Annotated in this window: 25 protein-coding genes; 10 read left to right on the top strand and 15 right to left on the bottom strand. The window is 70.5% G+C overall.

The window, feature by feature from the left end:
* Nucleotides 1-68 precede the first annotated feature (68 nt).
* The gene (locus tag ACFJIT_RS16430) at nt 69-1,202 is read left to right on the top strand and encodes a porin (protein ID WP_379654300.1); all 1,134 of its coding nucleotides are present in this window, start codon (nt 69-71) and stop codon (nt 1,200-1,202) included.
* Nucleotides 1,203-1,367: 165 nt separating this feature from the next.
* On the opposite strand, the gene ACFJIT_RS16425 is transcribed toward ACFJIT_RS16430, so the two are convergent.
* Nucleotides 1,368-2,294: a LysR family transcriptional regulator gene (locus tag ACFJIT_RS16425; protein WP_286575972.1), complete on the bottom strand. Its 927-nt coding sequence runs from the start codon at nt 2,292-2,294 to the stop codon at nt 1,368-1,370.
* Nucleotides 2,295-2,359: 65 nt separating this feature from the next.
* Here ACFJIT_RS16425 and ACFJIT_RS16420 point away from each other — a divergent pair, with 65 nt between their 5' ends.
* On the top strand, nt 2,360-3,280 hold the full coding sequence (locus ACFJIT_RS16420) for a DMT family transporter (protein WP_379654299.1): 921 nt from the start codon (nt 2,360-2,362) through the stop codon (nt 3,278-3,280).
* 91 nt (nt 3,281-3,371) lie between these two features.
* On the opposite strand, the gene ACFJIT_RS16415 is transcribed toward ACFJIT_RS16420, so the two are convergent.
* The gene (locus tag ACFJIT_RS16415) at nt 3,372-3,758 is read right to left on the bottom strand and encodes a BON domain-containing protein (RefSeq protein WP_379654298.1); all 387 of its coding nucleotides are present in this window, start codon (nt 3,756-3,758) and stop codon (nt 3,372-3,374) included.
* 115 nt (nt 3,759-3,873) lie between these two features.
* A complete protein-coding gene (locus tag ACFJIT_RS16410; protein ID WP_379654297.1) occupies nt 3,874-4,704 on the bottom strand; it encodes a dimethylarginine dimethylaminohydrolase family protein in 831 nt (276 codons plus the stop codon).
* A gap of 194 nt (nt 4,705-4,898) precedes the next feature.
* Between ACFJIT_RS16410 and ACFJIT_RS16405 the strand changes: the two genes are divergently transcribed.
* Entirely contained in the window at nt 4,899-5,288 is a 390-nt protein-coding gene (locus ACFJIT_RS16405) for an Lrp/AsnC family transcriptional regulator (protein ID WP_379654296.1), read from the top strand.
* Nucleotides 5,289-5,291: 3 nt separating this feature from the next.
* Here ACFJIT_RS16405 and ACFJIT_RS16400 read toward each other — a convergent pair whose 3' ends face one another.
* From ACFJIT_RS16400 to ACFJIT_RS16375, 6 genes are all read right to left on the bottom strand, one after another.
* The gene (locus ACFJIT_RS16400) at nt 5,292-5,663 is read right to left on the bottom strand and encodes a hypothetical protein (RefSeq protein ID WP_379654295.1); all 372 of its coding nucleotides are present in this window, start codon (nt 5,661-5,663) and stop codon (nt 5,292-5,294) included.
* Between the two features lie 68 nt (nt 5,664-5,731).
* Nucleotides 5,732-6,430: a 2OG-Fe(II) oxygenase gene (locus ACFJIT_RS16395; protein WP_130524113.1), complete on the bottom strand. Its 699-nt coding sequence runs from the start codon at nt 6,428-6,430 to the stop codon at nt 5,732-5,734.
* Nucleotides 6,431-6,450: 20 nt separating this feature from the next.
* On the bottom strand, nt 6,451-8,043 hold the full coding sequence (locus ACFJIT_RS16390) for an APC family permease (RefSeq protein ID WP_379654294.1): 1,593 nt from the start codon (nt 8,041-8,043) through the stop codon (nt 6,451-6,453).
* Nucleotides 8,044-8,155: 112 nt separating this feature from the next.
* Complete coding sequence (locus ACFJIT_RS16385) at nt 8,156-9,157, bottom strand: class 1 fructose-bisphosphatase (protein WP_379654293.1); 1,002 nt, start codon at nt 9,155-9,157, stop codon at nt 8,156-8,158.
* A 318-nt stretch (nt 9,158-9,475) separates the two neighbouring features.
* Nucleotides 9,476-10,117: a response regulator transcription factor gene (locus ACFJIT_RS16380; protein ID WP_130524110.1), complete on the bottom strand. Its 642-nt coding sequence runs from the start codon at nt 10,115-10,117 to the stop codon at nt 9,476-9,478.
* The gene (locus ACFJIT_RS16375) at nt 10,114-11,313 is read right to left on the bottom strand and encodes a sensor histidine kinase (RefSeq protein ID WP_379655789.1); all 1,200 of its coding nucleotides are present in this window, start codon (nt 11,311-11,313) and stop codon (nt 10,114-10,116) included. Before ACFJIT_RS16375 ends, ACFJIT_RS16380 begins: the two co-directional genes overlap by 4 nt.
* 54 nt (nt 11,314-11,367) lie before the next feature.
* On the opposite strand from ACFJIT_RS16375, the gene ACFJIT_RS16370 reads away from it, so the two are divergent.
* The 5 genes from ACFJIT_RS16370 (at nt 11,368) to dld (ending at nt 16,506) form a co-directional block, all read left to right on the top strand.
* On the top strand, nt 11,368-12,066 hold the full coding sequence (locus ACFJIT_RS16370; protein WP_379654292.1) for a CPBP family intramembrane glutamic endopeptidase: 699 nt from the start codon (nt 11,368-11,370) through the stop codon (nt 12,064-12,066).
* A gap of 18 nt (nt 12,067-12,084) precedes the next feature.
* Complete coding sequence (locus ACFJIT_RS16365) at nt 12,085-12,660, top strand: methyltransferase family protein (protein ID WP_379654291.1); 576 nt, start codon at nt 12,085-12,087, stop codon at nt 12,658-12,660.
* Nucleotides 12,661-12,842: 182 nt separating this feature from the next.
* Entirely contained in the window at nt 12,843-13,658 is an 816-nt protein-coding gene (gene lldR / locus ACFJIT_RS16360) for a transcriptional regulator LldR (protein WP_306994565.1), read from the top strand.
* Nucleotides 13,655-14,818, top strand: coding sequence for an FMN-dependent L-lactate dehydrogenase LldD (gene lldD / locus ACFJIT_RS16355; RefSeq protein ID WP_379654290.1), 1,164 nt, complete (start codon nt 13,655-13,657; stop codon nt 14,816-14,818). Before lldR ends, lldD begins: the two co-directional genes overlap by 4 nt.
* Nucleotides 14,815-16,506, top strand: coding sequence for a D-lactate dehydrogenase (gene dld / locus ACFJIT_RS16350; protein ID WP_379654289.1), 1,692 nt, complete (start codon nt 14,815-14,817; stop codon nt 16,504-16,506). Before lldD ends, dld begins: the two co-directional genes overlap by 4 nt.
* A 644-nt stretch (nt 16,507-17,150) precedes the next feature.
* On the opposite strand, the gene ACFJIT_RS16345 is transcribed toward dld, so the two are convergent.
* A complete protein-coding gene (locus tag ACFJIT_RS16345) occupies nt 17,151-18,353 on the bottom strand; it encodes an aromatic amino acid transaminase (RefSeq protein WP_379654288.1) in 1,203 nt (400 codons plus the stop codon).
* A 243-nt stretch (nt 18,354-18,596) separates the two neighbouring features.
* On the opposite strand from ACFJIT_RS16345, the gene ACFJIT_RS16340 reads away from it, so the two are divergent.
* Nucleotides 18,597-18,899 (top strand): YciI-like protein, encoded by a 303-nt coding sequence (locus ACFJIT_RS16340; RefSeq protein ID WP_130520427.1) that lies wholly within the window; start codon nt 18,597-18,599, stop codon nt 18,897-18,899.
* 11 nt (nt 18,900-18,910) lie between these two features.
* A complete protein-coding gene (locus ACFJIT_RS16335; RefSeq protein WP_379654287.1) occupies nt 18,911-19,114 on the top strand; it encodes a hypothetical protein in 204 nt (67 codons plus the stop codon).
* Nucleotides 19,115-19,579: 465 nt separating this feature from the next.
* On the opposite strand, the gene ACFJIT_RS16330 is transcribed toward ACFJIT_RS16335, so the two are convergent.
* From ACFJIT_RS16330 to ACFJIT_RS16310, 5 genes are all read right to left on the bottom strand, one after another.
* Nucleotides 19,580-19,951: a DUF779 domain-containing protein gene (locus ACFJIT_RS16330; protein WP_130520430.1), complete on the bottom strand. Its 372-nt coding sequence runs from the start codon at nt 19,949-19,951 to the stop codon at nt 19,580-19,582.
* Between the two features lie 31 nt (nt 19,952-19,982).
* Complete coding sequence (locus ACFJIT_RS16325; RefSeq protein ID WP_379654286.1) at nt 19,983-22,121, bottom strand: TonB-dependent receptor family protein; 2,139 nt, start codon at nt 22,119-22,121, stop codon at nt 19,983-19,985.
* 185 nt (nt 22,122-22,306) lie between these two features.
* Complete coding sequence (adhP, locus tag ACFJIT_RS16320; RefSeq protein ID WP_130524100.1) at nt 22,307-23,335, bottom strand: alcohol dehydrogenase AdhP; 1,029 nt, start codon at nt 23,333-23,335, stop codon at nt 22,307-22,309.
* 129 nt (nt 23,336-23,464) lie between these two features.
* Complete coding sequence (gene azu, locus ACFJIT_RS16315) at nt 23,465-23,872, bottom strand: azurin (RefSeq protein ID WP_379654285.1); 408 nt, start codon at nt 23,870-23,872, stop codon at nt 23,465-23,467.
* Nucleotides 23,873-24,028: 156 nt separating this feature from the next.
* A complete protein-coding gene (locus tag ACFJIT_RS16310; RefSeq protein ID WP_379654284.1) occupies nt 24,029-25,207 on the bottom strand; it encodes a porin in 1,179 nt (392 codons plus the stop codon).
* Nucleotides 25,208-25,411: the final 204 nt, after the last annotated feature.

Here is a 25,411-nt window from a genome sequence, read left to right as displayed (position 1 = left end):
CATGTCCTGCGTCCGGCCCTGGCGCCGGTGCCACGGGATCGCTTTGCCCATCTTCCGGAGAGAACGCGATGTACAGCAGAACCGCATGCGCCCTGACCACCCTGCTGGCCGGCCTGTCGGCGGCCCCGCTGGCCCACGCCCAGCAAGAAGACGCCTCCGCCCTCAAATGGAGCGACGGCAAGGCCAGCGTCACCTTCTACGGCACCCTGGACATCGGCTATGTCGGCCGTGGCGGCGGCAACGGCCTGGTGCCCGACAACGGCACCGAACACGACATCCAGAGCGCGGCCGGCTCCGACGGCAGTCGCGTCGGCCTCAAGCTGGCCTACACGCTCAACGACAGCGTCACCCTGATCGGCGAGTCCGAGCTGGGCATCAACTACACCGGGCAGCACGACTACGGCAGCGGCGGCGACACCTACTGGAACCGCCACACCTGGCTGGGCGCGACCGGCAAGTGGGGCACGCTGCTGGCCGGCAAGATCGACGGCGGCCGCGCCTCGGTGCTCAAGGCCTTCGACCCGTTCCAGGGCCGCTCGGTCGCCGCCGGCGGCGCTCTGCAGGTGGTGACCTCGCGCGCCGAGGAGGCCGTGGCCTACGTCACGCCCAGCTGGAAGGGCCTCAACGCCACGCTGGCCTACACGCCCAACCTCAACGGCGTCAGCGACCACGACGCGCGCAGCCCGGTGTATGCGGTGATCCTGGCCTACAAGCAGGGCCCGCTGAGCCTGACCTGGGACCACGAGGAAGAGTGGTGGAACCGCGTGCCCGGCCTGACCCGGCTCAAGGTCAACGTGGCCGCGGCCAGCTACGACTTCGGGCCGCTCAAGCTATGGGCCTACCGCGACCGCACTACGGTGGAATCGCCGGTGTCGCCGGCGTTGGGCTTCTACGACGACCACACCGGCTACCTGTTCGGCGTGACCGTGCCGATGGGCGAGAAGGGGCTGTGGAAGGCGTCCTGGAACAGGCGCGATTCCGCCGCGGTGGACAACGTCTGCAGCAAGTGGGGCATCGGCTACCAGCACACGCTGGACAAGCGCACCTACCTCTATGCCGACTACGCCCACATCCGCAACGATCGCAACGGCACCTGCACCATCGCCTACAGCAACGAGGCGACCTCGGCCGACCAGGGCGCGGGCGATGCCGGCGGTTATGGCGTCAACGGCGTGGATTTCGGTCTGGTCTTCAGTTTCTAGGATCACGGCGCGGGCGAAGGACTGCCCGCGCCGCTTTCCTCCTTGGCCTCGGTGTGCAGCTGTGGCCGGGCGGTCTGCCGCCAGCCGGTTCGGCGGGCCGCTTGGGCGTGCTCGGGCTGCCGGAGGCGCAGGCCGGCGCGGCATTCAGGACGCCAAGGGCATGCCTTAGGACGCGGCCAGGCCGGCGGCCAGGTGGTCGATCCAGGCGCGTGCGCGCGCCGGCAGGAAGCGGTTGGGTGGGTACAGCAGCCAGGCCGTGCCGGAGTAGGCCGTGACGTGGCGCCAGCCGGTCAGCACCGGCACCAGCGTGCCGGCCTCCAGCGCGGGGCGGGCGGTGAAGCCGGGCAGGGAGGCGATGCCCAGATCCGCCAGGGCCGCCTCGCGCCGCATCTCCGAGTGGTTGGCCTGGTAGCGGCCGCGCACCGCCACGCTGGCGCTGGCCGCCTCGCCGCCGCCGGCGCGCTCGAAGCGCCAGTGCCGGTCGCGCTCGTCCTCGCCCAGCACGATGCAGTCGTGCTGGGCCAACTCGCGCGGGTGCTCCGGCAGGCCGCGCCGCGCCAGGTAGGCCGGGCTGGCGCAGACGAGGTGCTCGACGGTCTCCAGCGGCCGGCCCGCCAGGCCCGGCGGCGGGGTGTCGGTGATGCGCACGGCCAGGTCGATGTCCTCGGCGAACAGGTCCACCGTGCGGTCGGTCACCACCAGCTGCAGGTCCACCTGCGGGTGCGCGGCCAGGAAGGCCGGTACCAGCGGATGGATGCGCAGCCGGCCATAGGCCTTGGGCGCGCTCATGCGCACCAGCCCGCGCGGCGCGCCGTCGGCATCGCCGGCCAGCGAGAACACCTCGCGCGCGGCGCTCTCCAGCTGCTGGCAGCGGGCATGGGCGGCGCGCCCGGCCTCGGTCAGGCGCAGCTGGCGCGTGGAGCGCTCCAGCAGGCGCACGCGCAGCGCGCGTTCCAGCCGCGCGACCTGCCGGCTCACGGCCGAGGGCGTCAGCCCCAGCCCGCGCGCCGCGGCGGAGAAACTGCCGGCCGCCACCACGCGTGCGAACACCGCCATGTCGGACAGGCTGTCGAGGGCCTCATTCGTGCGCATGGGGAACAGAACCTGTGCCGGAGCGGCGGATTATCGCGGCAGGATCGCGAATATACGCTGCGCCCATGTCCACTTCCGCTCCCACCCTCGCATCCTCGCCCTCGCCGGCCGCGCCCAGGCTGCTGCGTGCCGCCGACGCAGCCCTGCTGCTGGTCGCCATCGTCTGGGGCACCAGCTACGGCGTGGCCAAGGGCGCGCTGGCGTTCTACCCCGTGCTGGGCTTTTTGGCCGTGCGCTTCCTGCTGACCACCGCGCTGCTGGCGCCGGCGTGTCTGCGCGCCACCTGGGCGCAGTGGCGCGGCGCCGTGCGCGCCGGTCTGCCGCTGGGCGGGCTGCTGCTGGCGATCTTCCTGTGCGAGACCTACGGCGTGGCGCACACCCAGGCCAGCCACGCGGCCTTCCTCATCAGCCTGTGCGTGGTGTTCACGCCGTTCGCCGAATGGGCGTTGCTGGGCCGGCGGCCGGCCGCGGTGGTGGTGGCCTGTGCGGCGGTCTCCCTGGCCGGCGCCGCCCTGCTCGCCGGCGGCCCGCGGATGCACTGGGGCTGGGGCGATGCGCTGATGCTGGCCGCCGCCGTGCTGCGGGCGATCACGGCCTGTGCCACCAGCGGGCTCACGCGCCGGCATGCGCAGGCACCGATGCTGCTGCTGACCGCCGTGCAGTCCGCCGTGGTGGGCAGCGGCTGCCTGGCGCTGGCGTGGGTCCTGCTGCCCGCCGGCCTGCCCGCGCTGCCGCAGGCCGGCGCCTTCTGGTGGGCCTGCCTCTACCTGGTGCTGGGCTGCACGGTGTTCGCCTTGGTGGCGCAGAACTGGGCGCTGCGCCGCGGCACGCCCAGCCGCGTGGGCCTGCTGATGGGCACCGAGCCGGTGTGGGGTGCGCTGTTCGCGGTGGTGTGGCTGGGCGAACGGCTCACCCTGGCCGGCTGGCTGGGCGGCGCGCTGATCGTGGGCGCGGCGCTCTGGACGCTGCGCAGCGGGAAAGCGTGAACCGCCTGCACTGCGTGCATCGCGATTCAGCGGCACAAAAAAGACGGCGCCGATAGGCGCCGTCCTTCGTTTGATGCCCGATGAGCGCGGCTTACTTCTTGGTGGCCGGCACGACCTTCAGGTTGGTCGCGTTGACGCTCTTCACGCCTTCGATGGCCTTGGCCTTGGCGACGGTGCGGTCCTTCTCGGCCTTGGTGGCGGCGGTACCGCTCAGCCAGACCACGCCGTCCTTGGTCTCCACCGACACGTCGGTGCCCGAGACGCCCTTGCTGGCCAGCAGATCGGCCTTGACCTTGGTGGTGATCCAGGTGTCGGTGCCCGGCTGATCGGACTTGTCCGGCGGCATGGCGTCGCTGTGCTGCATGGCGGCGTGATCCATCGGCTTGTCCGTCTGCGCGCTCTGCGCCCACACCGGAGCCGACAGGCTCAGGGTAAGCAGGGTGGCGATGGCGAGCGAAGTGCGGTTGCGGAGTTTCATGGCGTGCTCCTTGAGGGCGCGTTTGGTGTGGCGCCACAGTGCGCGCGGCCGCATTCAACGCCGGTGACTGAAAGCGCTTGCGCTTCGTCGCGCCGCCTGAACGCGCTGGGCAGGTCTAGTTCAGCCCCGGCTCGTCCAGCCGCAGGGTCAGGCACTTGGCCGAACCGCCGGCCTTGAGGAACTCATCCAGCGGTGTCTCCCGCACGCGATAGCCGTGCGCTTCCAGCGCCTGGCGCAGCGCGGCGCTGGCGCGGTTGAGGATCACCACATTGTCCAGGTTGACCGCGTTGCAGGCGAAGGCCAGCGCGTCCTCTTCCGACACCGCGATGCGCTTGTCTTCCGGCACGCGCGCGGCGATGGCCGCCTGCGCGGTCTCGTCGAAGGCCGCGGGGAAGTACAGCAGCTCGCCGCCGGACAGCGGGCACAGGCAGGTGTCCAGGTGGTAGAAGCGCGGATCGACCAGGCGCAGCGGCACCACCTCGAGGCCCAGCCTGTCCTGCAGCGCGGCGGCGGCGCGCGCATCGCTGCGGTGGCCATAGCCGAACCACAACCGCGGCGCGGCGCGATCGAGCAGCGCATCGCCGGCGCCTTCGAACTCGATGCCGTCCAGCAGGTCCACCGCGAAGCGCGCCCCGGCGAACCACTGGGTGAAGTGCGGCTCCTCGCCGGCGCGCTCGGCATGGCGGAAGCGGCTGGGCACGGCCAGGTCGCGATAGACCAGCCCGGCGTTGGCGGTGAACACCATGTCCGGCAGGCCCGGCACGTGCGGGATCAGTTCCACGTCTGCCGCGTCGGCCACCAGGGCGTGCAGGTTCTCCCACTGGCGCTGGGCGCGGCCACGGTCGGCCTGGTCGCGGTTGCCGGTCATCCAGGGGTTGATGTCGTAGTCCACGGAAAAGTGCGTGGGCGGGCACATCAGCACGCGCGGGCGGGGCGAGGTCGACATGGGCAAGCGTCTCGTGATTGGCGTTATGGCATCCTAGGCCGCGCGCAAACCAGCAAGAAGCGCGCAGATCGCCAGTGTTTGCCGGATTTCTGTCAAATCGATGACAGTGACTGGCGCATCGCCAAGCTTTCCCTCAGCACACGGAGGCCCGCCATGGCCGAAGCCCTCGACACCCTGGACCGGATCTCATCGCCTTGTTACGGGCCGACAGCCGCACGCCCGCCGCGCTGCTGGCCAAGCAGCTCAAGGTCTCGCGCAGCACCGTGCAGAACCGCATCACCCGCCTGCAGCGCAGCGGCCTGCTGCTGGGCTTCACCATCCGCCTGGCCAACGAGGACGGCCTGCACGGCGTGCGCGCCATCACCCAGATCGAGGTCCGCGGCGGCGCCACCGACAAGGTCGTGGCCGCCCTGCGCCGCCTGCCGGAGGTGGTGAGCGTGTATTCCACCAACGGCCGCTGGGACCTGGTGGCCGAGGTGCGCACCGACGACCTGGCCGGCTTCGACCAGGCCCTGCGCCGCCTGCGCGACATCGAAGGCATCGCCGCCTCCGAGACCAGCCTGCTGCTGGCCGAACAGCGCTGAGGCTCAGCCGGCCTTGCGGCGCCGCAAACGCGCCAGCTGGCGGGCTTTGCGCCCAGCGGCACGCAACAGCGCGCGACGCGCCCGGATCCGGCCGACGAGTTGCCAGACGAGCAGACCGACGAATAGCACGACCAGCGCCGCTTCGCCGCTGCGAGCCAAGGTCTGCAGCAGCACCGTCGCCGACACCACGGCGCCCAGGGCGATCCACGACCAGCGCGCGCCCCGCAGCTCCCGCTGCAAGGCCTCGGCCACCATCTCGCGCACCAGCGGCGCCGGCAGCTGCAGGCGCGCGACGAGCTGTGCGATCAGCCCGCGTCGCCAGCGCGGCAGGTCGGCTGCGCGGAGGTGAGGGGTCGGGAAGGAAGAGGCGTCCATGTCCGACTCGTGCGTCAGGGAGATGCTCAGGATAGCGGCGTGATGCGCCTTTGGCGCCCGCCGGCCTCCTAGCCGCCGTAGAGCTTGGTCGCGGGCTGGAACAGCACCCAGCTGGTGGCGATGTACTTGTCGCCGCCCTGCGGACGGTTGCCGCGGTGGGTGTGGGTGAAGGCGGCCGGGGCGATCAGCAGGCTGCCGGTGCGCGGGGCGATCTTGCGCTGCTGGTGGAAGAACTCGGTCTCGCCGGCCTGGAAGCCATCGTTGAGGTACAGCGTCCACAGCAGGTGGCGGTGCAGGGTCTCGGCCTGCTTGTCCTTCGGGTACAGCTCGCAGTGCCAGTAGGGGTAACCGCCTTCGCCGGCGCGGTAGCGCTGCAGGTTGATCCGCCCGGGGCGGAACACCGCCGTCATCAGGTCGGACAGGGTGGCGTCGTCGATCGTCTCCAGGTCTTCGTAGCCGATGCGCCGCGCGCTGCCGCCCTGCGGGGTGTACTGCAGCATCACCGGCGCGATCAGCGCGAAGGGATAGGTGCGCAGGTATTCCTTCAGCCCGGCGAACACCGCCTGGTTGAGCGCCTGCTCCACGTCGGCCCAGCCGTGCTGGCCGCTGATGGCGATGTCGCTGGAGCGCTTGAGCTCGGGGAAGTGGCCGCCGCCGACCCGGCCCGGCGCCTCCTGGCCGCTGGCCTCGAAGCGGGCGACGATGGCCGCGCAGGTGTCGGCGGGGACGGCCCCGTCGATCACCGCGATGAGATCCTGTTCGTGCATGGCCTGCACGATAGCAGCGCTCAGCGATTCGTGGCCTCGCCCAGCGCCGGCGTGCGCCAGCCGGCGCGCACGCCCCACAGGTAGAACACCACACCCACCACCGCCACCACGGCCAGGTCCATGCCGTAGCTCAGGTAGCCGTGGCCGCCGAAGGTGGTGCTGCCGCCCCAGGACAGCAGCGCCACCGCCGGCAGGTAGGTCAGCAGCCAGGCCGCGCCGCGCAGCTGGCGGCGCAGGTCCGGCCAGCCGCGGCGGTGCTGCGACCAGGCGTACACCGGCAGGGCCACGGCCATCAGCAGGATGATCTCCCCGGTCAGCGGCCAGCGCGCCCAGTACAGCAGCTCGGTGGCCATGACGAAGGCCACGCCGGCCAGCAGCGGCAGGCCAGGCAGGCGCAGCGGACGCGGCAGGTCCGGCGCGCTGCGGCGCAGCGCCATCGCGCTGACCGGGCCGGTGAGGTAGGAGATGATCGTCGCCACCGAGATCACCGCCGCCAGCGTGCCCCAGCCGCGGAAGAAGAACAGGAACAGATAGGACACCACCAGGTTCAGCCACATCGCCGGGCGGGGCACGCCCCAGCGCGGATGTAGCCGGCCCAGCAGCGCCGGCAGGGTGCCGTTGCGCTCCATGCCGTAGATCATGCGCGAGGTGGTGGCGGTGTAGGTGATGCCGGTGCCCGAGGGGCTGATGAAGGCATCGGCGTAGAGCAGCATCGCCAGCCAGTGCAGGTTGACGATGATCGCCAGCTCGGCGAACGGCGAGCGGAAGTCGATGCCGTGCCAGCCGGCCTTGGCCAGCAGGTCCGGCGGCACCGCGCCCAGGTAGGCCACCTGCAGGATCAGGTAGATCACCGTGGCCAGCGCGATCGAGCCGAGCACGGCGAAGGGGATGCTGCGGCCCGGGTTGCGCGCCTCGCCGGCCAGGTTCACCGGGCTCTGGAAGCCGTTGAAGCTGAACACGATGCCGGCCGTGGCCACCGCGGTCAGCACCGCCGCCAGGTCCAGCGTGTCGCGCCCGCCGTGCACGCCGACCGAGAAGTTCTCCTGGTGGAAGCCGCTGGCGATCAGCGCCACGCCGGTGGCCGCCGGCACCACCAGCTTGAACACGGTGATGGCCGTGTTGGAGTGGGCGAAGAGCTTGACGCTCCAGAAGTTGAGGAAGAAGTACACCAGCACCAGCCCGGCGGCGATCAGCAGCCCGGGCTCGGCCAGCTCGCCCTGGCCATTGGGCAGATGCATGTACAGCGCCTGCGCCCAGGGATAGGGCCAGGACGCCATGTACTGGACCGAGGCCTCGGCCTCGACCGGGATCACCGAGACGATGGCGATCCAGTTGGCCCAGCCGGCGATGAAGCCTACCAGGGCGCCATGCGAGTAGTGGCTGTAGCGCACCATGCCGCCGGATTCGGGGAACATCGCGCCCAGCTCGGCATAGGTCAGGGCGATGGTGGTGATGATCGCCGCGCCGAACACCCAGGCCCAGATCGCGCCCGGACCGGCCAGGCCCGCCGCGCGCCAGGCGCCGAACAGCCAGCCCGAGCCGATGATCGAGCCCAGGCCGGTGAGCATGAGCGCGAAGGGGCCGACATCGCGGCGCGGGGAAGCTGAAGCCATGGGACAAGCACCTGTTCGGACGCCGCCTGGACGCGGCCGGAAGCCCGGGATTGTCTCAGGAAGCTGACGCCGACGTCAGGTGGCGGTCATCCGCGGCCCGCGGCGCAGCGCCTCAGTCGGCGTGATAGCGCTCGGCCGCCTCGACTTCCTCGCGCGAGCCGATGAACACCGGCACGCGCTGGTGCAGCTGTTCGGGCTGCAGCTCCAGGATGCGCGCGCGGCCGGTGCTGGCCAGGCCGCCGGCCTGCTCGATCAGCAGGCCCATCGGGTTGGCCTCGTACATCAGGCGCAGCTTGCCGGCCTTGGACGGGTCCTTGAGGTCGCGCGGATAGATGAAGATCCCGCCGCGGGTCAGGATGCGGTGCACGTCGGCCACCATCGAGGCGATCCAGCGCATGTTGAAGTCCTTGCCGCGCGGGCCGTCCTGGCCGGCCAGCAGGTCGGCCACGTAGGCCTGCATCTGCGGCTCCCAATGGCGCTGGTTGGACATGTTGACGGCGAACTCGGCGGTCTGCGCCGGCACCTGCATGCGCGGCTGGGTCAGCACGAACACGCCCTGCTCGCGGTCCAGGGTGAAGCCATGGGTGCCGTGGCCGGTGGTCAGCACCAGCATGGTCTGCGGCCCGTAGATGCAGTAGCCGGCGGCGACCTGGTCGCGGCCCGGCTGCAGGAAGTCGGCGTCGGTGGGCGCCTCGACATGGTCCTTCGGGCAGCGCAGCACCGAGAAGATGGTGCCCACCGAGACGTTGACGTCGATGTTGGAGCTGCCGTCCAGCGGGTCGAACAGCAGCAGGAACTCGCCGTGCGGATACTCGTCCGGCACCGGCATGGCGTGGTCCATCTCCTCCGAGGCGCAGGCGGCCAGGTGGCCGCCCCAGGCGTTGGCTTCCAGCAGGATGTCGTTGCTGATCACGTCCAGCTTCTTCTGCGCCTCGCCCTGCACGTTGCCGGTGCCGGCCTCGCCCAGCACGCCGCCCAGCGCGCCCTTGCTCACCGCCACCGAGATGCTGGTGCAGGCGCGCACGACGACGGAAATCAGCTGGCGCAGTTCGGCGCCGATACGGCCGGCGCGCTGTTCTTCGACCAGGTAGCGGGTCAGGGTGACGGGCTGCATCGTGGTGGGGACCTTCGGGCGACGTGGGGGCCGGCATTGTCGCCGCAATCGTGTGACCGCGGATATGTCGGCGACGAATCTCGTCGTCTGGCGACGCACCCGCCGTCGCGCTTGCTCCCTCCCTTTCGCGAAGCGAAGGGGAGGGCTGGGGAGGGGTTGGCTTTTGCTCTTGCCTTTGCTTTTGCTCTTACCTGCGGCAAGAAGCAACCGCAACATCAACAGCAAAAGCCAACCCCTCCCCAGCCCTCCCCTGCTACGCAAGGGAGGGGGCAGAGGCGCGTCGCCGGCTCCTGACGCGCGACGCGGCGCGATGAGGATTCAAATCACCCGCAGCGTGATCGCCTTGAGCACCGCCCGGGTGCGGTCGCGCGTGCCGAGCTTGTCCAGGATCACCGACACGTAGTTCTTCACCGTGCCTTCTGCCAGGAACAGCGTGCGCGCGATCTCCTTGTTGGAATACCCGCCGGCCAGCAGCCGCAGGATCGCCACCTCGCGCTCGTTGAACGGCTCGCGCGGGGCGTCCTGCTCGCGGTAGGCGTAGCGCGCGCGCACCGGCTCGGTGCTGACCGGCTGCAGCAGCGTGTCGCCGCCGGCCACGCGCACGATGGCATCGCGCAGATCCTCCGGCGCGGCGTCCTTGAGCAGGAAGCCCTGCGCACCGGCCTCGGTCGCACGCAGCAGCAGGTCGGCATCGTCGAAGGTGGTCAGCAGCAGCAGCGGGGTGGCATCGCCGGCCGCGCGCAGCCGGGTCAGCGCCTCGATGCCGTCCACCCCGGGCATGCGGATGTCGCTGAGCACCACGTCCACCGGCTGGGCGGCCAGGCGCTCGATCAGCTCGGCGCCATCGCTGACCTCGAACGCCACCGCGATGCCCTGCTGCTGCAGCAGCGCGCGCAGGCCGGCGCGCACCAGCGCCTGATCGTCGGCCAGGGCGACGGTGATGGAAGCGGAGGGGCTCATGCGGGGATCCTGGCGGTCAGGCGCAGCGCGCCGTGTGGAGTGAGATCGATGTCCAGGCGGCCGCGTGCGGCGGCGATGCGCTCGCGCATGCCGGACAGGCCGTTGCCTTCGCGCAGGCGCGCGGCGCGCTGGCCGTTGTCCTCGATGCGCAGCAGCAGCGCCTCGTCTTCGCGCGTCAGGCGCACGTGCAGCGTTTCGGCATCGGTATGGCGGGCGGTGTTGGTCAGGGCCTCCTGCACCACGCGCAGCAGGGTCTCGGCCAGCGCCGGGTCGGTGACGGTGGCGTCGGCGGCGATGTCCAGCGCCAGCGCGGGGCGCGGCAGCGGCGCGGCCAGCGCGCGCAGCGCGGTATGCAGGTCCAGTCCGCGCGTGTCGCGCAGGGCCTGGACCACGCTGCGGATGTCGTCGAGCAGCTCGCTGGACAGCTGTTGGGCGATGCGCACCTCGCTGCGTTCGGCCAGGGCCGGGTCGCCCGCCAGCGCACGCAGGTTGAGCTTCATCGCGGTGAGCTTGTGCCCGGCCACGTCGTGCAGCTCGCGCGCCACGCGCAGGCGCTCGGCGTCGCGCGCGCTGTCGGCCAGCAGCGCGCGCGTGGCCAGCAGATCGGCATTGACCAGGGCCAGCGCGTCGCGCGTGCGTTCGGCGTTGCGCGCGTAGTAGGCCACCAGCGCCGAGAAGGCCTGGAAGCTGGCGTAGATGACCACCATCAGCCACTGCCGCCTGACGCCTACCGCGTCCAGCGTCAGGTACAGGCCCACATTGATCGCCACGCCGAAGGCCAGCACCACCGCCGGCCGCCAGCACATGGCCGCATGCGCCACCAGCATCACCAGCAGCACCGGCGCGGTGCCGGCGCGCGGTTCCAGGTACACCAGCCACAGCGCCAGCGCTGCCTGCACGCACAGCGCCGCATCGCGCAGGACCGCGCGGCCCTTGATCCAATCGTAGGCGATGAACAGCCCGGCGAAGCCGCCCAGCAGCCACCAGCGCAGCACGCCGCCGTCGGCCTCGAAGCCGAACGACAGCGTCACCGCGGCGATGGTGATCAGGCCGGCGATGTTGAGGGGCTCGAAGAACTCGCGCAGGGTCGGTCGCATGGACCGATGCTCGCCCGCCCCCGCGCCACCGGCAATGGGCGGGCGGCAAGTCGTGACTTCCGGCAGGTCCTGGTCATGACGACCGGCCATGCCCTGGATCCGATTTGCGGCCGATGCTGGGTCCTCCTCTCGCAGACCGCCCCGGTGTCTCACATGGCGACCGCCATGCTTCGCCCAACCATGCCGACCGCATCGATGGTCTACGTCCTGCTGGGTTTTCCGCTAGGGTCGTTCCTGGCGTCGCTGCTGCTGTTGCAGCGGCCGGCGATGGAGGCCGCGCATTGGGATGCGCAGGCGGTTGTCTTCTCCGTCGCCGCCTGCTGGTATGCGGTGCAGATCGCGCTGTTGCGGGTGATCCTGGGGAAGGCGGGCTGGTCCTGGCGCGACATCGGCTGGGCACTCGGCCGGCGCGGCACGGCCTGGCTGATCGCGGCATACCTGGTGTGCGCGTTCGCGCTGGTAGGCGGCGTGGAGTGGGCGCTGAGGCATGGTCCCGCGGTGGATCCGGCGCAGTTGTCCGATCTGGCGAACCTGGCGCCGCGCACATGGCAGGCGCGACTGATCTACGTCGTGATGGGGCTGCTGGGAGGTCTGTGCGAGGAGCTGGTGTATCGCGGCTTCGCGCTACGGGGCCTGCGTCGCCGCGGTGTGGGGATCGCGGTTGCGTGCGTGCTGGCCTCGCTGGCGTTCGTTGCGCAGCATGGGCTGAAGTCCGTCAGCCAGTTCGGCTGGTTCTTCACCTGGGGTCTGGTGTTCTGCGCGCTGTTTCTGATCTGCAGGCGACTGTGGCCGGGGCTCATCCTGCACTGGCTGGTCATTCTGTCAGCACTGCCCGCCGTTCTAGCCCACTGACCGAAGGAGAATCAGACGATGAGGCTCGACCTGCCGCAACTGCTGTTCTGGATCGCCTGCGCCGCGTGGTGGGCGGTGGAAGTGTTCATCAGCCACCGGCGCCGCAGTCAGGACGATCCGGCGCGCGACGGCGGCACGCTGCGCATGCTGTGGACGGTGCTGTACGCGGCGATCTTCGTCGGCGTGGTGCTGAGCGTGCTGGGCATCGGCCGCTGGCCGCCGGGTTGGCGCCTGCCGCTGCTGTGGACCGGCACGGCGATCGTGGTCGGCGGGCTGGCGTTCCGGCTGTGGGCGATCGCGGTGCTGGGGCGGCAGTTCACCGTGGATGTGGGCATCCAGCCCGGCCATGCGCTGATCACCGCCGGGCCGTATCGCTGGCTGCGCCATCCTTCCTACACCGGCGCGCTGGCGTGCTTCTACGGCCTGGGCGTGGGCCTGGGCAGCTGGGCCTCGCTGGCGGTGATCGCGCTGGCGGCCACGGCGGCCTTCGCCCGCCGCATGCGGGTGGAGGAAGCGGTGCTGGCCCAGGCCTTCGGCGCGGCCTGGGACGCGCACGCTCGCCGGACGTGGAAGGTGTGGCCCGGAGTATGGTGATTGGTCGGACCTATTGAGAAAGCAATCTTCGCGATTGACACCGATCGAGCCGGGAGCGCCTAATTTAGGCCAGGCCGAGCGTTATTTGGTATGACCAATTGGGTGGCAATCGCACGCAAGTGCGGCGCGCCACCGGCCGATGGGACGGGCGAGGGCGCCCGGCCACCGCCGCGAGTCCTGCCATGCCCCGATCCCACCCCCTGTCCGCTGATGCCCCGCCCGTCGCCACGCGCCCGGCCGAGCGCGTCCCCGACCGCGTGGCGGCCCAGCTGCGCGCGCTGATCGACCGCCGCGGGCTCAAGCCCGGCGAACGCCTGCCGGCCGAACGCGCCCTGGCCCTCGAACTGGCGGTCTCGCGTTCGGCCCTGCGCGAGGGCATCGCCCAGCTGGCCAGCCAGGGCCTGCTGGTCAGCCGGGTCGGCGGCGGCACCTATGTGCGCGCGCCGGCGCCGCTGGACGCGGCCCTCGATGCGCAGCTGGCGCCGTACCTGCCGCTGTTCCAGGGCGACCCGGAATACCGCTTCGACGTGCTGGAGATCCGCCACGCGCTGGAAGGCGCGACCGCCTGGCACGCAGCCCAGCGCGCGACCGAGGCCGACCGCGCGCGCATCGCCGCCGCCTTCGAGGCGCTGCTGGCCGCGCACGAGCAGGGCGACGCGGCCCGCCAGGCCCAGGCCGATGCGGACTTCCACCTGGCCATCGCCGAGGCCTCGCACAACCTGGTGCTGCTGCAGGTGATGCGCGCGCTGTTCCGGCTGCTGCAGTCCAACATCTCGCAGAACCGCGAGAAGCTCTACACCTCGCCGCAGACCTTCGCACCGCTGCTGGCCCAGCACCGCGCGCTGAAGGATGCGGTACTGGCCGGCGATGCCGACCGCGCGCGCCATGCCGCGCACGAGCACCTGGCCTTCGTGCACGGCTCGCTCAAGACCCTCGACGAGGACGAGGCGCGTCGCGCCCGCGCCTCGCGCCTCCCACCGGACCGCCCGCTGCCATGATCATCGCCTCCTCCACCGATTACCGCGCCGCCGCGCAGCGCCGGCTGCCGCCGTTCCTGTTCCACTACGCCGACGGCGGCGCCTACGCCGAGCGCACGCTGGCGCGCAACGTGACCGACCTGGGCGAGATCGCGCTGCGCCAGCGCGTGCTCAAGGACATGTCGCAGCTGGACCTGTCCACCACCCTGTTCGGCGAGACCCTGGCCATGCCGGTGGTGCTGGGGCCGGTCGGCCTGACCGGCATGTTCGCCCGCCGCGGCGAGGTCCAGGCCGCGCAGGCCGCCGCGCGCAAGGGCATCCCCTTCACCCTGTCCACCGTGTCGGTGTGTCCCATCGAGGAGGTCGCGCCGACGCTGACGCGGCCGATGTGGTTCCAGCTGTACGTGCTCAAGGACCGCGGCTTCATGCGCCACGCGCTGGAGCGCGCGCAGGCCGCCGGCGTCAGGACGCTGGTGTTCACCGTGGACATGCCGGTGCCCGGCGCGCGCTATCGCGACCTGCACTCGGGCATGAGCGGGCCGCACGCGGCGCTGCGCCGCTACTGGCAGTCGCTGACCCATCCGCGCTGGGCGTGGGACGTGGGCCTGCACGGCCGCCCGCACGACCTGGGCAATGTCTCGCGCTACCGGGGCAAGCCGACCGGCCTGGAGGACTACATCGGCTGGCTGGCGGCCAACTTCGATCCTTCCATCTCGTGGAAGGACCTGGAGTGGATCCGCGAGTTCTGGAAGGGCCCGATGCTGATCAAGGGCATCCTGGATGCGGACGACGCGCGCGATGCGGTGCGCTTCGGCGCCGACGGCATCGTGGTGTCCAACCACGGCGGGCGCCAGCTCGACGGCGTGCTGTCCAGCGCACGCGCGCTGCCGGCCATCGCCGATGCGGTCAAGGGCGACATCAAGCTGCTGGCCGACTCCGGCATCCGCACCGGCCTGGACGTGGTGCGCATGCTCGCCCTGGGCGCCGACGCGGTGCTGCTGGGCCGGGCCTGGCTGTACGCACTGGCCGCGGCCGGCGGCGCAGGCGTGGAGCATCTGCTGGGCCTGATCGAGAAGGAAATGCGCGTGGCCATGACGCTTACCAGCACACGCAGCATCGCCGACATGGGCCCGCACATGCTGGTGCCCGCAGACGCGCTGCCGGCCGACCGCCTGCCGTGAGCGCGCGCGGCGACGCGGCCCTGCTGGACACGTTGCGCGGCATCGTCGGCCGCCGCCACGTGCTGACCGACGACAAGCGCACGCGCCGCTTCCGCAAGGGCCAGCGCTTCGGCGAAGGGCCGGTGCTGGCGGTGGTCCAGCCGGGCACGCTGGTCGAGCAGTGGCGCGTGCTGCAGGCCGCCGTGGCCGCCGATGTGATCGTGATCATGCAGGCCGCCAATACCGGCCTGACCGGCGGTTCGACGCCCGATGGCGAGGACTACGAGCGTCCGGTCCTGCTGATCAGCACGCTGCGCCTGACCGGGGTGCAGCTGATCAACGACGGCGCCCAGGTGGTGTGCCTGCCCGGGGCCACGCTGGATGCGCTGGAGCGCGCGCTGGCGCCGCTGGGGCGCGAACCGCATTCGGTGATCGGCTCGTCCTGCATCGGCGCCTCGGTGCTGGGTGGGGTGTGCAACAACTCCGGCGGTGCGCTGGTGCGGCGCGGCCCGGCCTATACCGAGCTGGCCCTGTACGCGCAGCTGGGCGCCGACGGCGTGCTGCGCCTGGTCAACCACTTAGGCATCGCGCTGGGCGAGGACCCGGAGGACATGCTCAAGCGGCTGCAGGCCGGGCGCTACACCGCGGCCGATATCGTCAACGATCCGATCAGGGCCGCCTCCGACCACACCTATGCCGCGCATGTGCGCCAGGTCGATGCCGCCACGCCGGCGCGCTTCAACGCCGACCCGACGCGGCTGCACGAGGCCTCGGGCTCGGCCGGCAAGCTGGCGCTGTTCGCCGTGCGCCTGGATACCTTCCCGAAGGAGGACACGGTGGTGTTCTACGTCGGCAGCAACGCGCCGGACGACCTCACCGCCGTGCGTCGCCATCTGCTGACCGCGCTGCCGTCGCTGCCGGTGGCCGGCGAGTACATCCATCGCGACGCCTACGACATCGGCGAGCGCTACGGCAAGGACACCTTCCTGCTGATCGACCGCCTCGGCACCGCGCGCGTGCCCAGGGCGTTCGCGCTGAAGAGCCGGGTCGATGCGTGCTTCGAGCGGCTGGGGCTGCACGGAGTCAGCGACCACGCGCTGCAGTGCCTGGCCGGCCTGCTGCCGCCTCACCTGCCGCGGCGCATGAGCGAGTTCCGCGCGCGTTTCGAGCACCACCTGCTGATTCGCGTGACCCGGGACAGCGCCGAGGCGACCGCCGCCTTCCTGCGCGCTTACTTCGCCGGGCGCGAGGGCGACTGGTTCCAGTGCGATGCGGAGGAGGGGCGCAAGGCCTTCCTGCACCGCTTCGCCATCGCCGGCGCGGCGATCCGCTATCGCCAGGTGCACCGCGACCGCGTCGAGGACATCGTCGCGCTCGATATCGCCCTGCGCCGCGACGACCGCGACTGGGTCGAGACGCTGCCCGCGGGCCTGGACGACCAGCTCATCGCCAAGCTCTACTACGGCCACTTCTTCTGCCACGTGTTCCACCAGGACTACATCGCGCGCAAGGGCAGCGACCCGCTGGCGATCGAGCATGCGATGTGGAAGCGCCTGGACGCGCGTGGCGCCGAATACCCGGCCGAACACAACGTCGGCCACCTCTACCGCGCCAAGCCGGCGCTGGCCGCCTTCTACCGCCAGCTCGACCCGACCAACCGCTTCAACCCCGGCATCGGCCAGACGCCGCGGGGGCGTGGGTGGGTGTAGAGGGTGGGGGGTGAAGGGAAGAGCGAGCGGAAAGGAGTGAGGAGTGAGCAGGAGCCGCGTGTGGGCGGATCTGCGTGGCCTTCCGTGCTTCATTGCCTGCTTCCGACATTCAAGCAAGATGCCCAACGCCGTCATTCCCGCGAAAGCGGGAATCCATGGACTTTGACGCTTCGGCGCGAAAGTCCCTGGGTTCCCGCTTTCGCGGGAACGACGATAGTGAGCTTCGAGGCGGCACTGGGCAGGTGGCGCTGAGATCGCAAAAAAGAGCGAGCAAGGGCTGCACGTGCGCGCACCCTCCCACTCGGCGCCCGCTTCCTGACTGAGCTCGCTTCCGACGTCCAAGCGCGATGCTCAACCCCGTCATTCCCGCGAACGCGGGAATCCAGTGCCCTTCAAGCGGCAGCTAACGTCCATGGATTCCCGCTTTCGCGGGAATGACGGTGAGAAGGGTTTGCTGGCGGCTTGCGGTGCCCGCCCGGCCATGGCTCGCTCGACGCGAATGGCCCGCTCGATGCGAGCGCTCGTGCCATCTGATCTGCTCAGACGGTCCGGAAGGGAGGTACCGGCCAAGCAGTGCGCGTGGAGGAGTGAAAAGTGAGTCGAACATCCACTCACGCCTCACCCCTCGCCTCACCCACGCACGACTAGCCCTTGACCACCTGGGCGATGGCCTGGGCCACGCGCTCCAGGTTGCCGGCGTTGAGCGCGGCCACGCAGATGCGGCCGGAGCCGATGGCGTAGATGGCGTGTTCCTCGCGCAGGCGATCCACCTGATCCTTGGTCAAGCCCGAGTAGCTGAACATGCCGGCCTGCTTGGAGATGAAGCCGAAGTCGCCGGCGCCGGCGTCGGCCAGCTTCTGCACCAGGCCCGCGCGCAGCGAATGGATGCGCTCGCGCATGGCGGTCAGCTCGTCTTCCCACTCCGCGCGCAGCTCCGGGTTGTTCAGCACGCCGGCCACCAGGGCGGCGCCGTGCGTGGACGGGCTGGAGTAGATGGTGCGGATGATGCGCTTGACGTGCGACTGCACGGCCTTGGCCTGCTCGGCGGTGGCCGCCACGATCGACAGCGCGCCCACGCGCTCGCCGTACAGCGAGAACGACTTGGAGTACGAGCTGGCGACGATGAAGTCGCTGATGCCGGCGTCGACGATCACCTGCAGCGCGGCCGAGTCCTCGCGGATGCCCTTGTCGAAGCCCTGGTAGGCCAGGTCGATGAAGGGGAACAGGTCGCCCTCCTTCAACACCTGCGCCACCTGCTTCCACTGCTCGACGGTCAGGTCGGCACCGGTGGGGTTGTGGCAGCACGCGTGCAGCAGCACGGTGGTCTTGGGCTTGAGCGCCTTCAGGTCGGCCAGCATGCCGGCGAAGTCCACCCCGTGGGTGGCCGCGTCGAAGTAGGTGTACTCGCCGACCTCGAAGCCGGCGGCCTCGAACACGGCGCGGTGGTTCTCCCACGAGGGCTTGCTCAGCGCCAGGGTGGCGTGCGGCAGCAGCTTGCGCAGGGTCTCGGCGCCCACGCGCAGCGCACCGCTGCCGCCGACGGTCTGGGTGGTGGCCACGCGGCCGGCGGCCAGCAGCGGCGAGTCCTTGCCGAACAGCAGCTCGCGCGTGGCCTGGGTGTAGGCCGGCAGGCCGTCGATCGGCAGATAGCCGCGCGGCTTGGCCTCCAGCGCCAGGGCTTCCTCGACCTTGGCCACGGCCTTGAGCAGCGGGATGCGGCCGGTTTCGTCGTAGTAGATGCCCACGCCCAGATTGACCTTGCCCGGGCGGGGATCGTGGTTGTAGGCCTCGGTCAGGCCCAGGATGGGATCGCCCGGGACCTGTTCAACGGATGCAAAAGAAGACACGGCGTGACTCGACATGGCGGGAGGAAGGGGGCGCGACGCGGCGCGTTCCGCGTGCCGGCGGCGATGGCCTCCGGCGCGCGAAAGGGCGCCAATCGTAGCAGGCGTGGGCAAGCGCAGAGCGCGCAACGGCGCGGGTTTGTCCCATCCTGCGGTGGTTGCGGGCGACACCATTCAGCCGCGCGGCGCGATTGAAGCCGGCCTGGCCGGGGACCACACTGGGCGCCCGCCCCGCCGGAGCCGCCCATGCACTTCCTGCTGTTCTACCAGACCGCCCCGGACTACCTGCAGCGCCGCCCGCTGCATCGGGCCGCCCATCTGGCCTATGCGCGCCAGGCGGTGGCGCGCGGCGAGCTGGTGCTGGGCGGTGCGGTCGGCGATCCGCCCGAGTCGGCGTTGCTGCTGTTCCAGGGCGAGGACGACAGTGCTGCGCGGCGTTTCGCCGAAGGCGATCCCTACGTGGTCGAGGGCATCGTCGCCAGCTGGACGGTGAGGCCGTGGACCACGGTGGTCGGCGCCGACGCGGCGCATCGTGTGCCGCTCGGCTAGCGGCGCGCGCGATGGACACCGCGAATCTGATCTGGGGGTTGCTGTTCGGCGCGATCGGAAGCGGCTATCTGGTGTATGGGGTGCGGCAGCGGGCGCTGGTGCCGGCGTTGTGTGGCTTGGCGTTGGGGGTGTTCACTTGGTTTGTGGATAGCGCTTGGGTGACGGTAGTGGTGGGATTAGGGTTGATTGCCGTGCCGTACTTCGTGCGGTTCTGAGGGCGTGCTTCGGTGCACCCGCTTCTGCGCCTCGAGGCTTTAAAAGCACGCGCCTGCGGCGCGCTGGATGCAAAGGCTTTCGCGCCTACGGGCGCGAGCTACTTTTGTCTTGTCAAAAGTAGCCAAAACCGCTTCTCGCCGGACGCACGCCGATGCTTCGCATCGGTCCCCTGCGCTCCTCGCGAAGCAGGGCACGGCGCCCAAACTCGCTTCGCTCAAACAGGGCGCCTCTTCGGCCCTGCTTCGCTGCGGTGCTCGGCGTGCTTTACGGCTCAGACAGGTAAAGCAACAGCAAAAGCAGAAGCTCTCGAGCAACACCAACAGCAACAGCAACAGCAACAGCAACAGCAACAGCCGAAGCAGCCCTTTCAGATCGTCATTCCCGCGAACGCGGGAATCCAGGGACTTTGCTCTTGCGCACTTGCCTCCGAGCGACGCCAACAGCGCAAGCGGCGAAGATAGAACCTAAACCTTCCCCTCCGCCTGCAACGCCTCGAACTCCTCATCCGCGAACAGCCGCGAGCGCACCAGGAAGCGCACCCCTTCGCCGTTGTCCAGCGAGAACATCCCCCCGCGCCCGGGCACCACATCGATGATCAGCTGGGTGTGCTTCCAGTATTCGAACTGCGAGGGGCTGATATAGAAATCCGCCCCGCCGATCTCGCCCAGGCGCACATCGCGGTCGCCGACGATGAAGTCGCCGACCGGGTAGCACATGGGCGAAGAGCCGTCGCAGCAGCCGCCGGACTGGTGGAACAGCACCGGGCCGTGGCGGCCGCGCAGCCGTTCGATCAGCTGCAGGGCGGGCAGGGTGGCGATGACCTGGCGGGTGTCCATGACGGGCTCCTGATGGGTTGGGTAGGGGCGATCAGCCGTCGCCGCCCCAGGTCCAGCGCGCGCCGACCATGACGCCGCGGCCTGGGCCGGGTTCGTAGTAGCGGCCATTGCCTTCGTTGACGATGACCGAGCCGATGTAGCGCTGGTCCAGCGCGTTGTCCACGCGCACGAAGCCCTTCAGCGCGCCGCTGGCGTAGCGCCAGCGATAGCCGGCCTCGAGCCCGACCAGGAAGTACCCTGGCGCGCGCGCGGTGCCGGCGTCGTTGACGGTGACATCGCCCACGCCTTCGCCGTCCAGCTGTGCGCTCCAGTCGCCGTGGCGCCAGCCCAGGGTCGCGTTGAGCTGGTTGCGCGCGGTGCCGGGGATACGCGTGCCGGCGGCCACCAGGGTGGTGGGGTTGTTGCAGCCGGCGGCGGTGCAGATCGGGAAGCTGTCGCGGAAGGTGGCGTCCAGATAGGTATAGGCCAGGTCCAGCGACCAGTCCTGCGCCAGCGGCAGGCCGGCGCTCAGCTCCACGCCCTGGCGGCGCGCGCTGCCGACGTTGCGATAGCTGCTGCGGCCGCCGACGTTGCGGGCCACGGCCAGCTCGTCGTCGGTGTTGGCGCGGAACAGCGCCAGCTCGGCATGCGCGCCGGACTGGGCATGCCACTTGGCGCCCAGCTCGACATTGCGGCTGATCGAGGGCTGCAGGTCGAAGGCCAGCCCCGCGCCGCCATCGGCGCGGTAGCCGATCTCGTTGAAGGTCGGCGTCTCGAAGCCGCGCCCGGCCGACACGTACAGGCTCAGGTCCTCGCGCGCGGCGAAGCTCAGGCCGGCCACCGGCGTGGTCTCCGAATAGGTGCGCCGGCCGCTGTCGTCCGGGTTGCCGGCGGTGATGTAGAAGTCGCGCGAGGAGAAGCGCACCTGGCTATGGCGCAGGCCGGCCAGCAGCGACAGGCGCGGCACGAATTCCCAGTAGGCCTGCGCGTACTGGTCGAAGTTCTCGACCACATCGCGCTCGTTGCGGCGCAGCCGGCCGCGCACGCCCAGCGTGCTGCCGACGAAGTTCTCGTAGCCGCGCCGCTGCTGGCGCTGCTTCTCGAAATTGGTGCCGGCGGTGAACTCGAGCGGCCGCCCGGCCGCCTCGCCCTGCCACGACCAGCGCCCGTCGGCGCCGCCGTAGTCGCTGTCCAGGTCGATCACGCCGCCGGCCTGCAGGGGATTGGCCTGGGTCGCGGCGGGAATGGACTGGTACTGCACCACCTTGCGGTTGCCGCCCCAGGCGGACACGCGTACGGTCTGCTGCGCGCTCAGCGGCAGGGTGTAGAGCGCGCCCAGCTGGTTCTGCTGTACCGACTTGCGGGTGTTGTACTGATCGGCCTGCGGCGTGGCCTGGGCGCGGTCGGCGTCGACCTGCGCCTTGGTCAGGCCCAGCGGATCCTGCGCATCGCTGCGGAAGGCGTTGCCGACCAGGTCCAGCGTGCCGGCGCTCCCTAGGTCGAAGGTGAACTTGGCATTGCCCGAATCGCGGTCGGCCGCGCTGTGCTGGCGATAGCCGTCGGTCATGAAGCGCTGCACGGCCACGTTGTAGCCCACCGCGCCGGCGGTGCCACGCACGCGGGCGCCGGCGGTCCAGCTGTCGTCGCGGCCGTAGGTGGTCTGCACCGTGAGTTCGGGCGCCTGGGTCGGCGCGGCGCTCCACAGCTGGATCACCCCGCCGGAGGAATTGCCGTACAGCGCCGAGAACGGCCCGCGCAGCACGTCCACGCGGCCGCCGCCGAGCAGGTTGAAGTGCGAGACCTGGCCCTGGCCGTCGGGCATCGCCGCCGGGATGCCGTCGGCATACAGGCGGATGCCGCGCACGCCGAAGGTGGTGCGCGCGCCGAAGCCGCGCACCGACAGCTGCGTGTCCTGGGCGTAGTTCTGCCGGTCGCGCGCCAGGATGCCGGGCACGCCCTGCAGCTCGTCGGACAGGTTGACGTCGTTGTGGCCGCCTTCGCCCAGGTCGATGCTCGACACCGACGCGGGCACGCGGAAGGCCGGGACGCGCTCCAGGCGCGTGGTCACCACGATGCGGTCCAGGGTGAGCGCATCTATAGGCGCGGCGGGCTCATCGGCCAGGGCAGGGGCGGAGGCGGACAGCGCGGCCAGGCAGGCCGCGTGCAGCGAAGAAGGGCGAAAACGGGTCATCAACGTCAAGGCATCATGGGGAAGGAAAGAAGGCGCACCGCGCAGCCTCGGGCCGCGCGGGTGGCGCGTGCGTCGGCAGGCCGGGCGCACGCGACAAGGAGAACACGCCGGTCCACCGCAAGGGTGAAGATCCGCGTGCGCGACGCGGATCCCGGCAGGCGCGCGCGGTGCGCAAGCATGGCCTGTTATGCCGCCATGTCCAGCACTACGCGGCCTTCGATCTGGCCGGCGTGCATCCTGGCGAACACCGCGTTGATGTTGTCCAGCGTGTCGGTGGTCACCGTCGCGGCGACCTTGCCGGCCTGGGCGAACTCCAGCGACTCCTGCAGGTCCAGGCGCGTGCCGACGATGGAGCCGCGCACGGTCACCCCGTTGAGCACCATGCCGAAGATGTCCAGCGGGAACTGGCCCGGCGGCAGGCCGTTAAGCGAGACCGTGCCGCCGCGGCGGACCATGCCGATGGCCTGCTCGAAGGCCTTGGGCGAGACCGCCGTGACCAGTGCGCCGTGCGCGCCGCCGATCTCTTTCTTCAGGTACGCCACCGGATCGGTGGTGCGCGCGTTGACCGTCACCGTCGCGCCCAGGCGCGTGGCCAGCGCCAGCTTGGCGTCGTCCACGTCCACCGCGGCCACGTTCAGCCCCATCGCCTTGGCGTACTGCACCGCCATGTGGCCCAGGCCGCCGATGCCGGAGATCACCACCCAGTTGCCGGGCCGGGTGTCGGTAACCTTCAGCCCCTTGTACACGGTGACGCCGGCGCACAGGATCGGCGCGACCTCGACGAAGCCGACGTTCTTCGGCAGATGGCCGACATAGCCGGCGTTGGCCAGCGCGTATTCGGCGAAGCCGCCGTTGACCGAGTAGCCGGTGTTCTGCTGCGCCTCGCACAGCGTCTCCCAGCCGCCCAGGCAGTGCTCGCAGTGGCCGCAGGCCGAGTACAGCCACGGGATGCCGACGCGGTCGCCTTCCTTGACGTGGGTGACGCCCTCGCCGACGGCCACGACGTGGCCGACGCCCTCGTGGCCAGGGATGAAGGGCGGGTTGGGCTTGACCGGCCAGTCGCCCTCGGCCGCGTGCAGGTCGGTGTGGCATACGCCGCAGGCTTCGATCTTGACCAGCAGATCGCCGGCCCTGGGCCGCGGCACGGCCACTTCCTCGATCGTCAGCGGCTGGCCGAAGGCGCGGACTACGGCGGCTTTCATCGTCTTGTTCATGGGATTCACAGCTCCTGTGGGGGTGTCTCCAGCCGCAGGCTAGGCCGACGCATCGGCCCCCGCCTTGATCCCGGTCAATTCCCCGACCCGTCGATTCCCGAGCCGTGACGCATGCACGGCCGCGGTGGCTCAGCCGAAGACGAACTTGCCCTTCATCAGCGTGGAGTGGCCCGGGAAGGAGCAGAAGAAGCTGTAGTCGCCGCCCTTGGTCAGCTTGGACGTGGAGAAGGTCACCGTGTCGCGCTGACCGCCGCCGATCACCTTGGTGTGGGCGATCACGCGCTCGTCGCCGGCCTTGATGAACCCGGCGGCCATGCCGGCCTTCATGCCATCGGCATCGATGCCGGCCATGTCGGCGGTCCTGGCCAGCACCCAGTCGTGGCCCATCACGTTGGCGGCCAGCTTGCCGGTGTGGGTCAGGGTCACGCTCACCTGGGTGCAGGCCGCGTCGATCCGGATCTCGGTCTTGTCGAACTTCATCGCATCGTCGCCGCTGATGGCGACGTTGCAGGTCTTGGCGAAGGCGGTCGGGGCCATCAGGCCCAAGCACAGCAACAGCAGGGTGGGGGATCAGCTTGCGCATCGGGTTGGGTCCTCAGGTCGTGCGGGGGAAGCGGGGATGGAGCGGCTTGCGCTCGGTAGGACCCACGCCGCACGCACCCCCCGCGGATGCGCACGGCGTGGGGTGGAACGCTAGAAGAAGATGATGCCGCCGACCGAACCGCCGTTCATGTCCACGGTGGTGCCGTCGAAGGCTTCCGAACGGGTGCGCCCGCCCTCCAGGGCCAGCGTCACCGCCTTGGTGAGCTGCCAGTACACGCCCAGCGTCGCATTGGCGTTGGACTTCAGCCCGCCGGTGCCGGGCGTCTGGTCGCGGTTGCGGCTGATGCCGTAGTTGGCGCCCAGCTTGACCTTGTCGGTCAGGCCGAAGGTGCCCTGCGCCAGCCAGTTGGTGGACTTGGTGTCCTGCTGGTCGCCATCGGCCAGGATGCCCAGGCCGGTGCCGGTCTGGACGTTGACCAGCCCGCCGAAGCGCCCGGCCGTCACCGCGGCGCCGGCCTCGAAGCCGCGCATGGTGAACTGATCGTCCTCGTCGAGGCGGTTGTAGAAGCGCTGGGTCTTGGCGCCGACCCAGGCCTTGAAGCTGTCGTTCTTCCACAGCAGCTGCGCCTGCACCTGCGGCACCGACTTGGCCTCGTAGGCGCCGTTGTTGCCGACCGGGCTGACCACCGCGACGGTGGCGCTGAAGCCGCCGGCCGCCGGCGAGGTCCAGGCGATCTGGCCGTAGTTGCCCAGGTAGGTGTAGCCGGCGCCGATATGGCCCAGCGAGACGCGGCCGCGCTGGGTCGCCTGCACCGGCGCGCCCACGCCCATCAGCGTCATGTCGCTCAGGATCGCGTTGGAGCCGAACACGCCGTAGTCGCGGCCCAGCTTGAAGCTGCCGATCCGATCGTTGCCGATGGTGAAGAAGGCCTGGCGCACGTCCACGCCGCTGTTGGCGTCGATGGCGCTGTCGGTGGCGGTGTGGGCCATGATCCCGATCGTGCCGCCGAGCTGGTAGCCCTCCTGCTCGGTGGAGAACTTGGTCACCAGCGCGTTGGGCAGCAGGCCGTTGCCGATCGTGGTGCGGCTGGATTCGCCGCCGCAGCCCAGCGCGCGGCCGGCCAGGGCCAGGCCGCCGACGGTCTGGCTGCCGCAGCTGACCGAGGTGTAGTACGCGTTGATGTAACCGCCCACATCGATCTTCCAGTCGCCAGCGGTCATCTCCACCGCCTGGGCGGCCGGCAGCGCGGCCACCAGCAGGCCGGCCGACAGCAGGCGCAGCGGCAGGTGGCGATGGCGGTGTTGGCGGGCGTGTGCTTGCTTGCTCATGTCAGTTCCCTCCCCGGGATGCACGTCGTTGGGCCGGTCGATGCCGCGGCCGGCGTCGGTTGGACCTGGCGCACGGCCGCAGGGCGAGCGGGCGTCAGGCAAAGCGGCGGCTGGCGCACGTCGCCGGTGGCGTCGTGCGGGCGGCCTGGGTGCTGCGTGGCGTGCGTCCGTCGGGATCGGACGTTGCCCGGCTCGCCCGGCGCA

The sequence above is a fragment of the Pseudoxanthomonas sp. UC19_8 genome (genome assembly GCF_042700505.1).
Classification (GTDB): Bacteria; Pseudomonadota; Gammaproteobacteria; order Xanthomonadales; family Xanthomonadaceae; genus Pseudoxanthomonas_A; species Pseudoxanthomonas_A winnipegensis.
This window is presented reverse-complemented; position numbering and strand designations above follow the sequence as displayed.

Coding starts and splice junctions, on each gene's coding strand:
- ACFJIT_RS16335 (WP_379654287.1), top strand. CDS start 18,911: ATGGACACCGCGAATCTGATCTGGGGGTTGCTGTTCGGCGCGATCGGA.
- azu (WP_379654285.1), bottom strand. CDS start 23,872: ATGGCCCCGACCGCCTTCGCCAAGACCTGCAACGTCGCCATCAGCGGC.
- ACFJIT_RS16390 (WP_379654294.1), bottom strand. CDS start 8,043: ATGGCTTCAGCTTCCCCGCGCCGCGATGTCGGCCCCTTCGCGCTCATG.
- ACFJIT_RS16430 (WP_379654300.1), top strand. CDS start 69: ATGTACAGCAGAACCGCATGCGCCCTGACCACCCTGCTGGCCGGCCTG.
- ACFJIT_RS16365 (WP_379654291.1), top strand. CDS start 12,085: ATGAGGCTCGACCTGCCGCAACTGCTGTTCTGGATCGCCTGCGCCGCG.
- ACFJIT_RS16380 (WP_130524110.1), bottom strand. CDS start 10,117: ATGAGCCCCTCCGCTTCCATCACCGTCGCCCTGGCCGACGATCAGGCG.
- ACFJIT_RS16370 (WP_379654292.1), top strand. CDS start 11,368: ATGGCGACCGCCATGCTTCGCCCAACCATGCCGACCGCATCGATGGTC.
- ACFJIT_RS16340 (WP_130520427.1), top strand. CDS start 18,597: ATGCACTTCCTGCTGTTCTACCAGACCGCCCCGGACTACCTGCAGCGC.
- ACFJIT_RS16310 (WP_379654284.1), bottom strand. CDS start 25,207: ATGAGCAAGCAAGCACACGCCCGCCAACACCGCCATCGCCACCTGCCG.
- ACFJIT_RS16330 (WP_130520430.1), bottom strand. CDS start 19,951: ATGGACACCCGCCAGGTCATCGCCACCCTGCCCGCCCTGCAGCTGATC.
- ACFJIT_RS16425 (WP_286575972.1), bottom strand. CDS start 2,294: ATGCGCACGAATGAGGCCCTCGACAGCCTGTCCGACATGGCGGTGTTC.
- lldR (WP_306994565.1), top strand. CDS start 12,843: ATGCCCCGATCCCACCCCCTGTCCGCTGATGCCCCGCCCGTCGCCACG.
- ACFJIT_RS16325 (WP_379654286.1), bottom strand. CDS start 22,121: ATGACCCGTTTTCGCCCTTCTTCGCTGCACGCGGCCTGCCTGGCCGCG.
- adhP (WP_130524100.1), bottom strand. CDS start 23,335: ATGAACAAGACGATGAAAGCCGCCGTAGTCCGCGCCTTCGGCCAGCCG.
- lldD (WP_379654290.1), top strand. CDS start 13,655: ATGATCATCGCCTCCTCCACCGATTACCGCGCCGCCGCGCAGCGCCGG.
- ACFJIT_RS16400 (WP_379654295.1), bottom strand. CDS start 5,663: ATGGACGCCTCTTCCTTCCCGACCCCTCACCTCCGCGCAGCCGACCTG.
- ACFJIT_RS16410 (WP_379654297.1), bottom strand. CDS start 4,704: ATGTCGACCTCGCCCCGCCCGCGCGTGCTGATGTGCCCGCCCACGCAC.
- ACFJIT_RS16395 (WP_130524113.1), bottom strand. CDS start 6,430: ATGCACGAACAGGATCTCATCGCGGTGATCGACGGGGCCGTCCCCGCC.
- ACFJIT_RS16415 (WP_379654298.1), bottom strand. CDS start 3,758: ATGAAACTCCGCAACCGCACTTCGCTCGCCATCGCCACCCTGCTTACC.
- ACFJIT_RS16420 (WP_379654299.1), top strand. CDS start 2,360: ATGTCCACTTCCGCTCCCACCCTCGCATCCTCGCCCTCGCCGGCCGCG.
- ACFJIT_RS16385 (WP_379654293.1), bottom strand. CDS start 9,157: ATGCAGCCCGTCACCCTGACCCGCTACCTGGTCGAAGAACAGCGCGCC.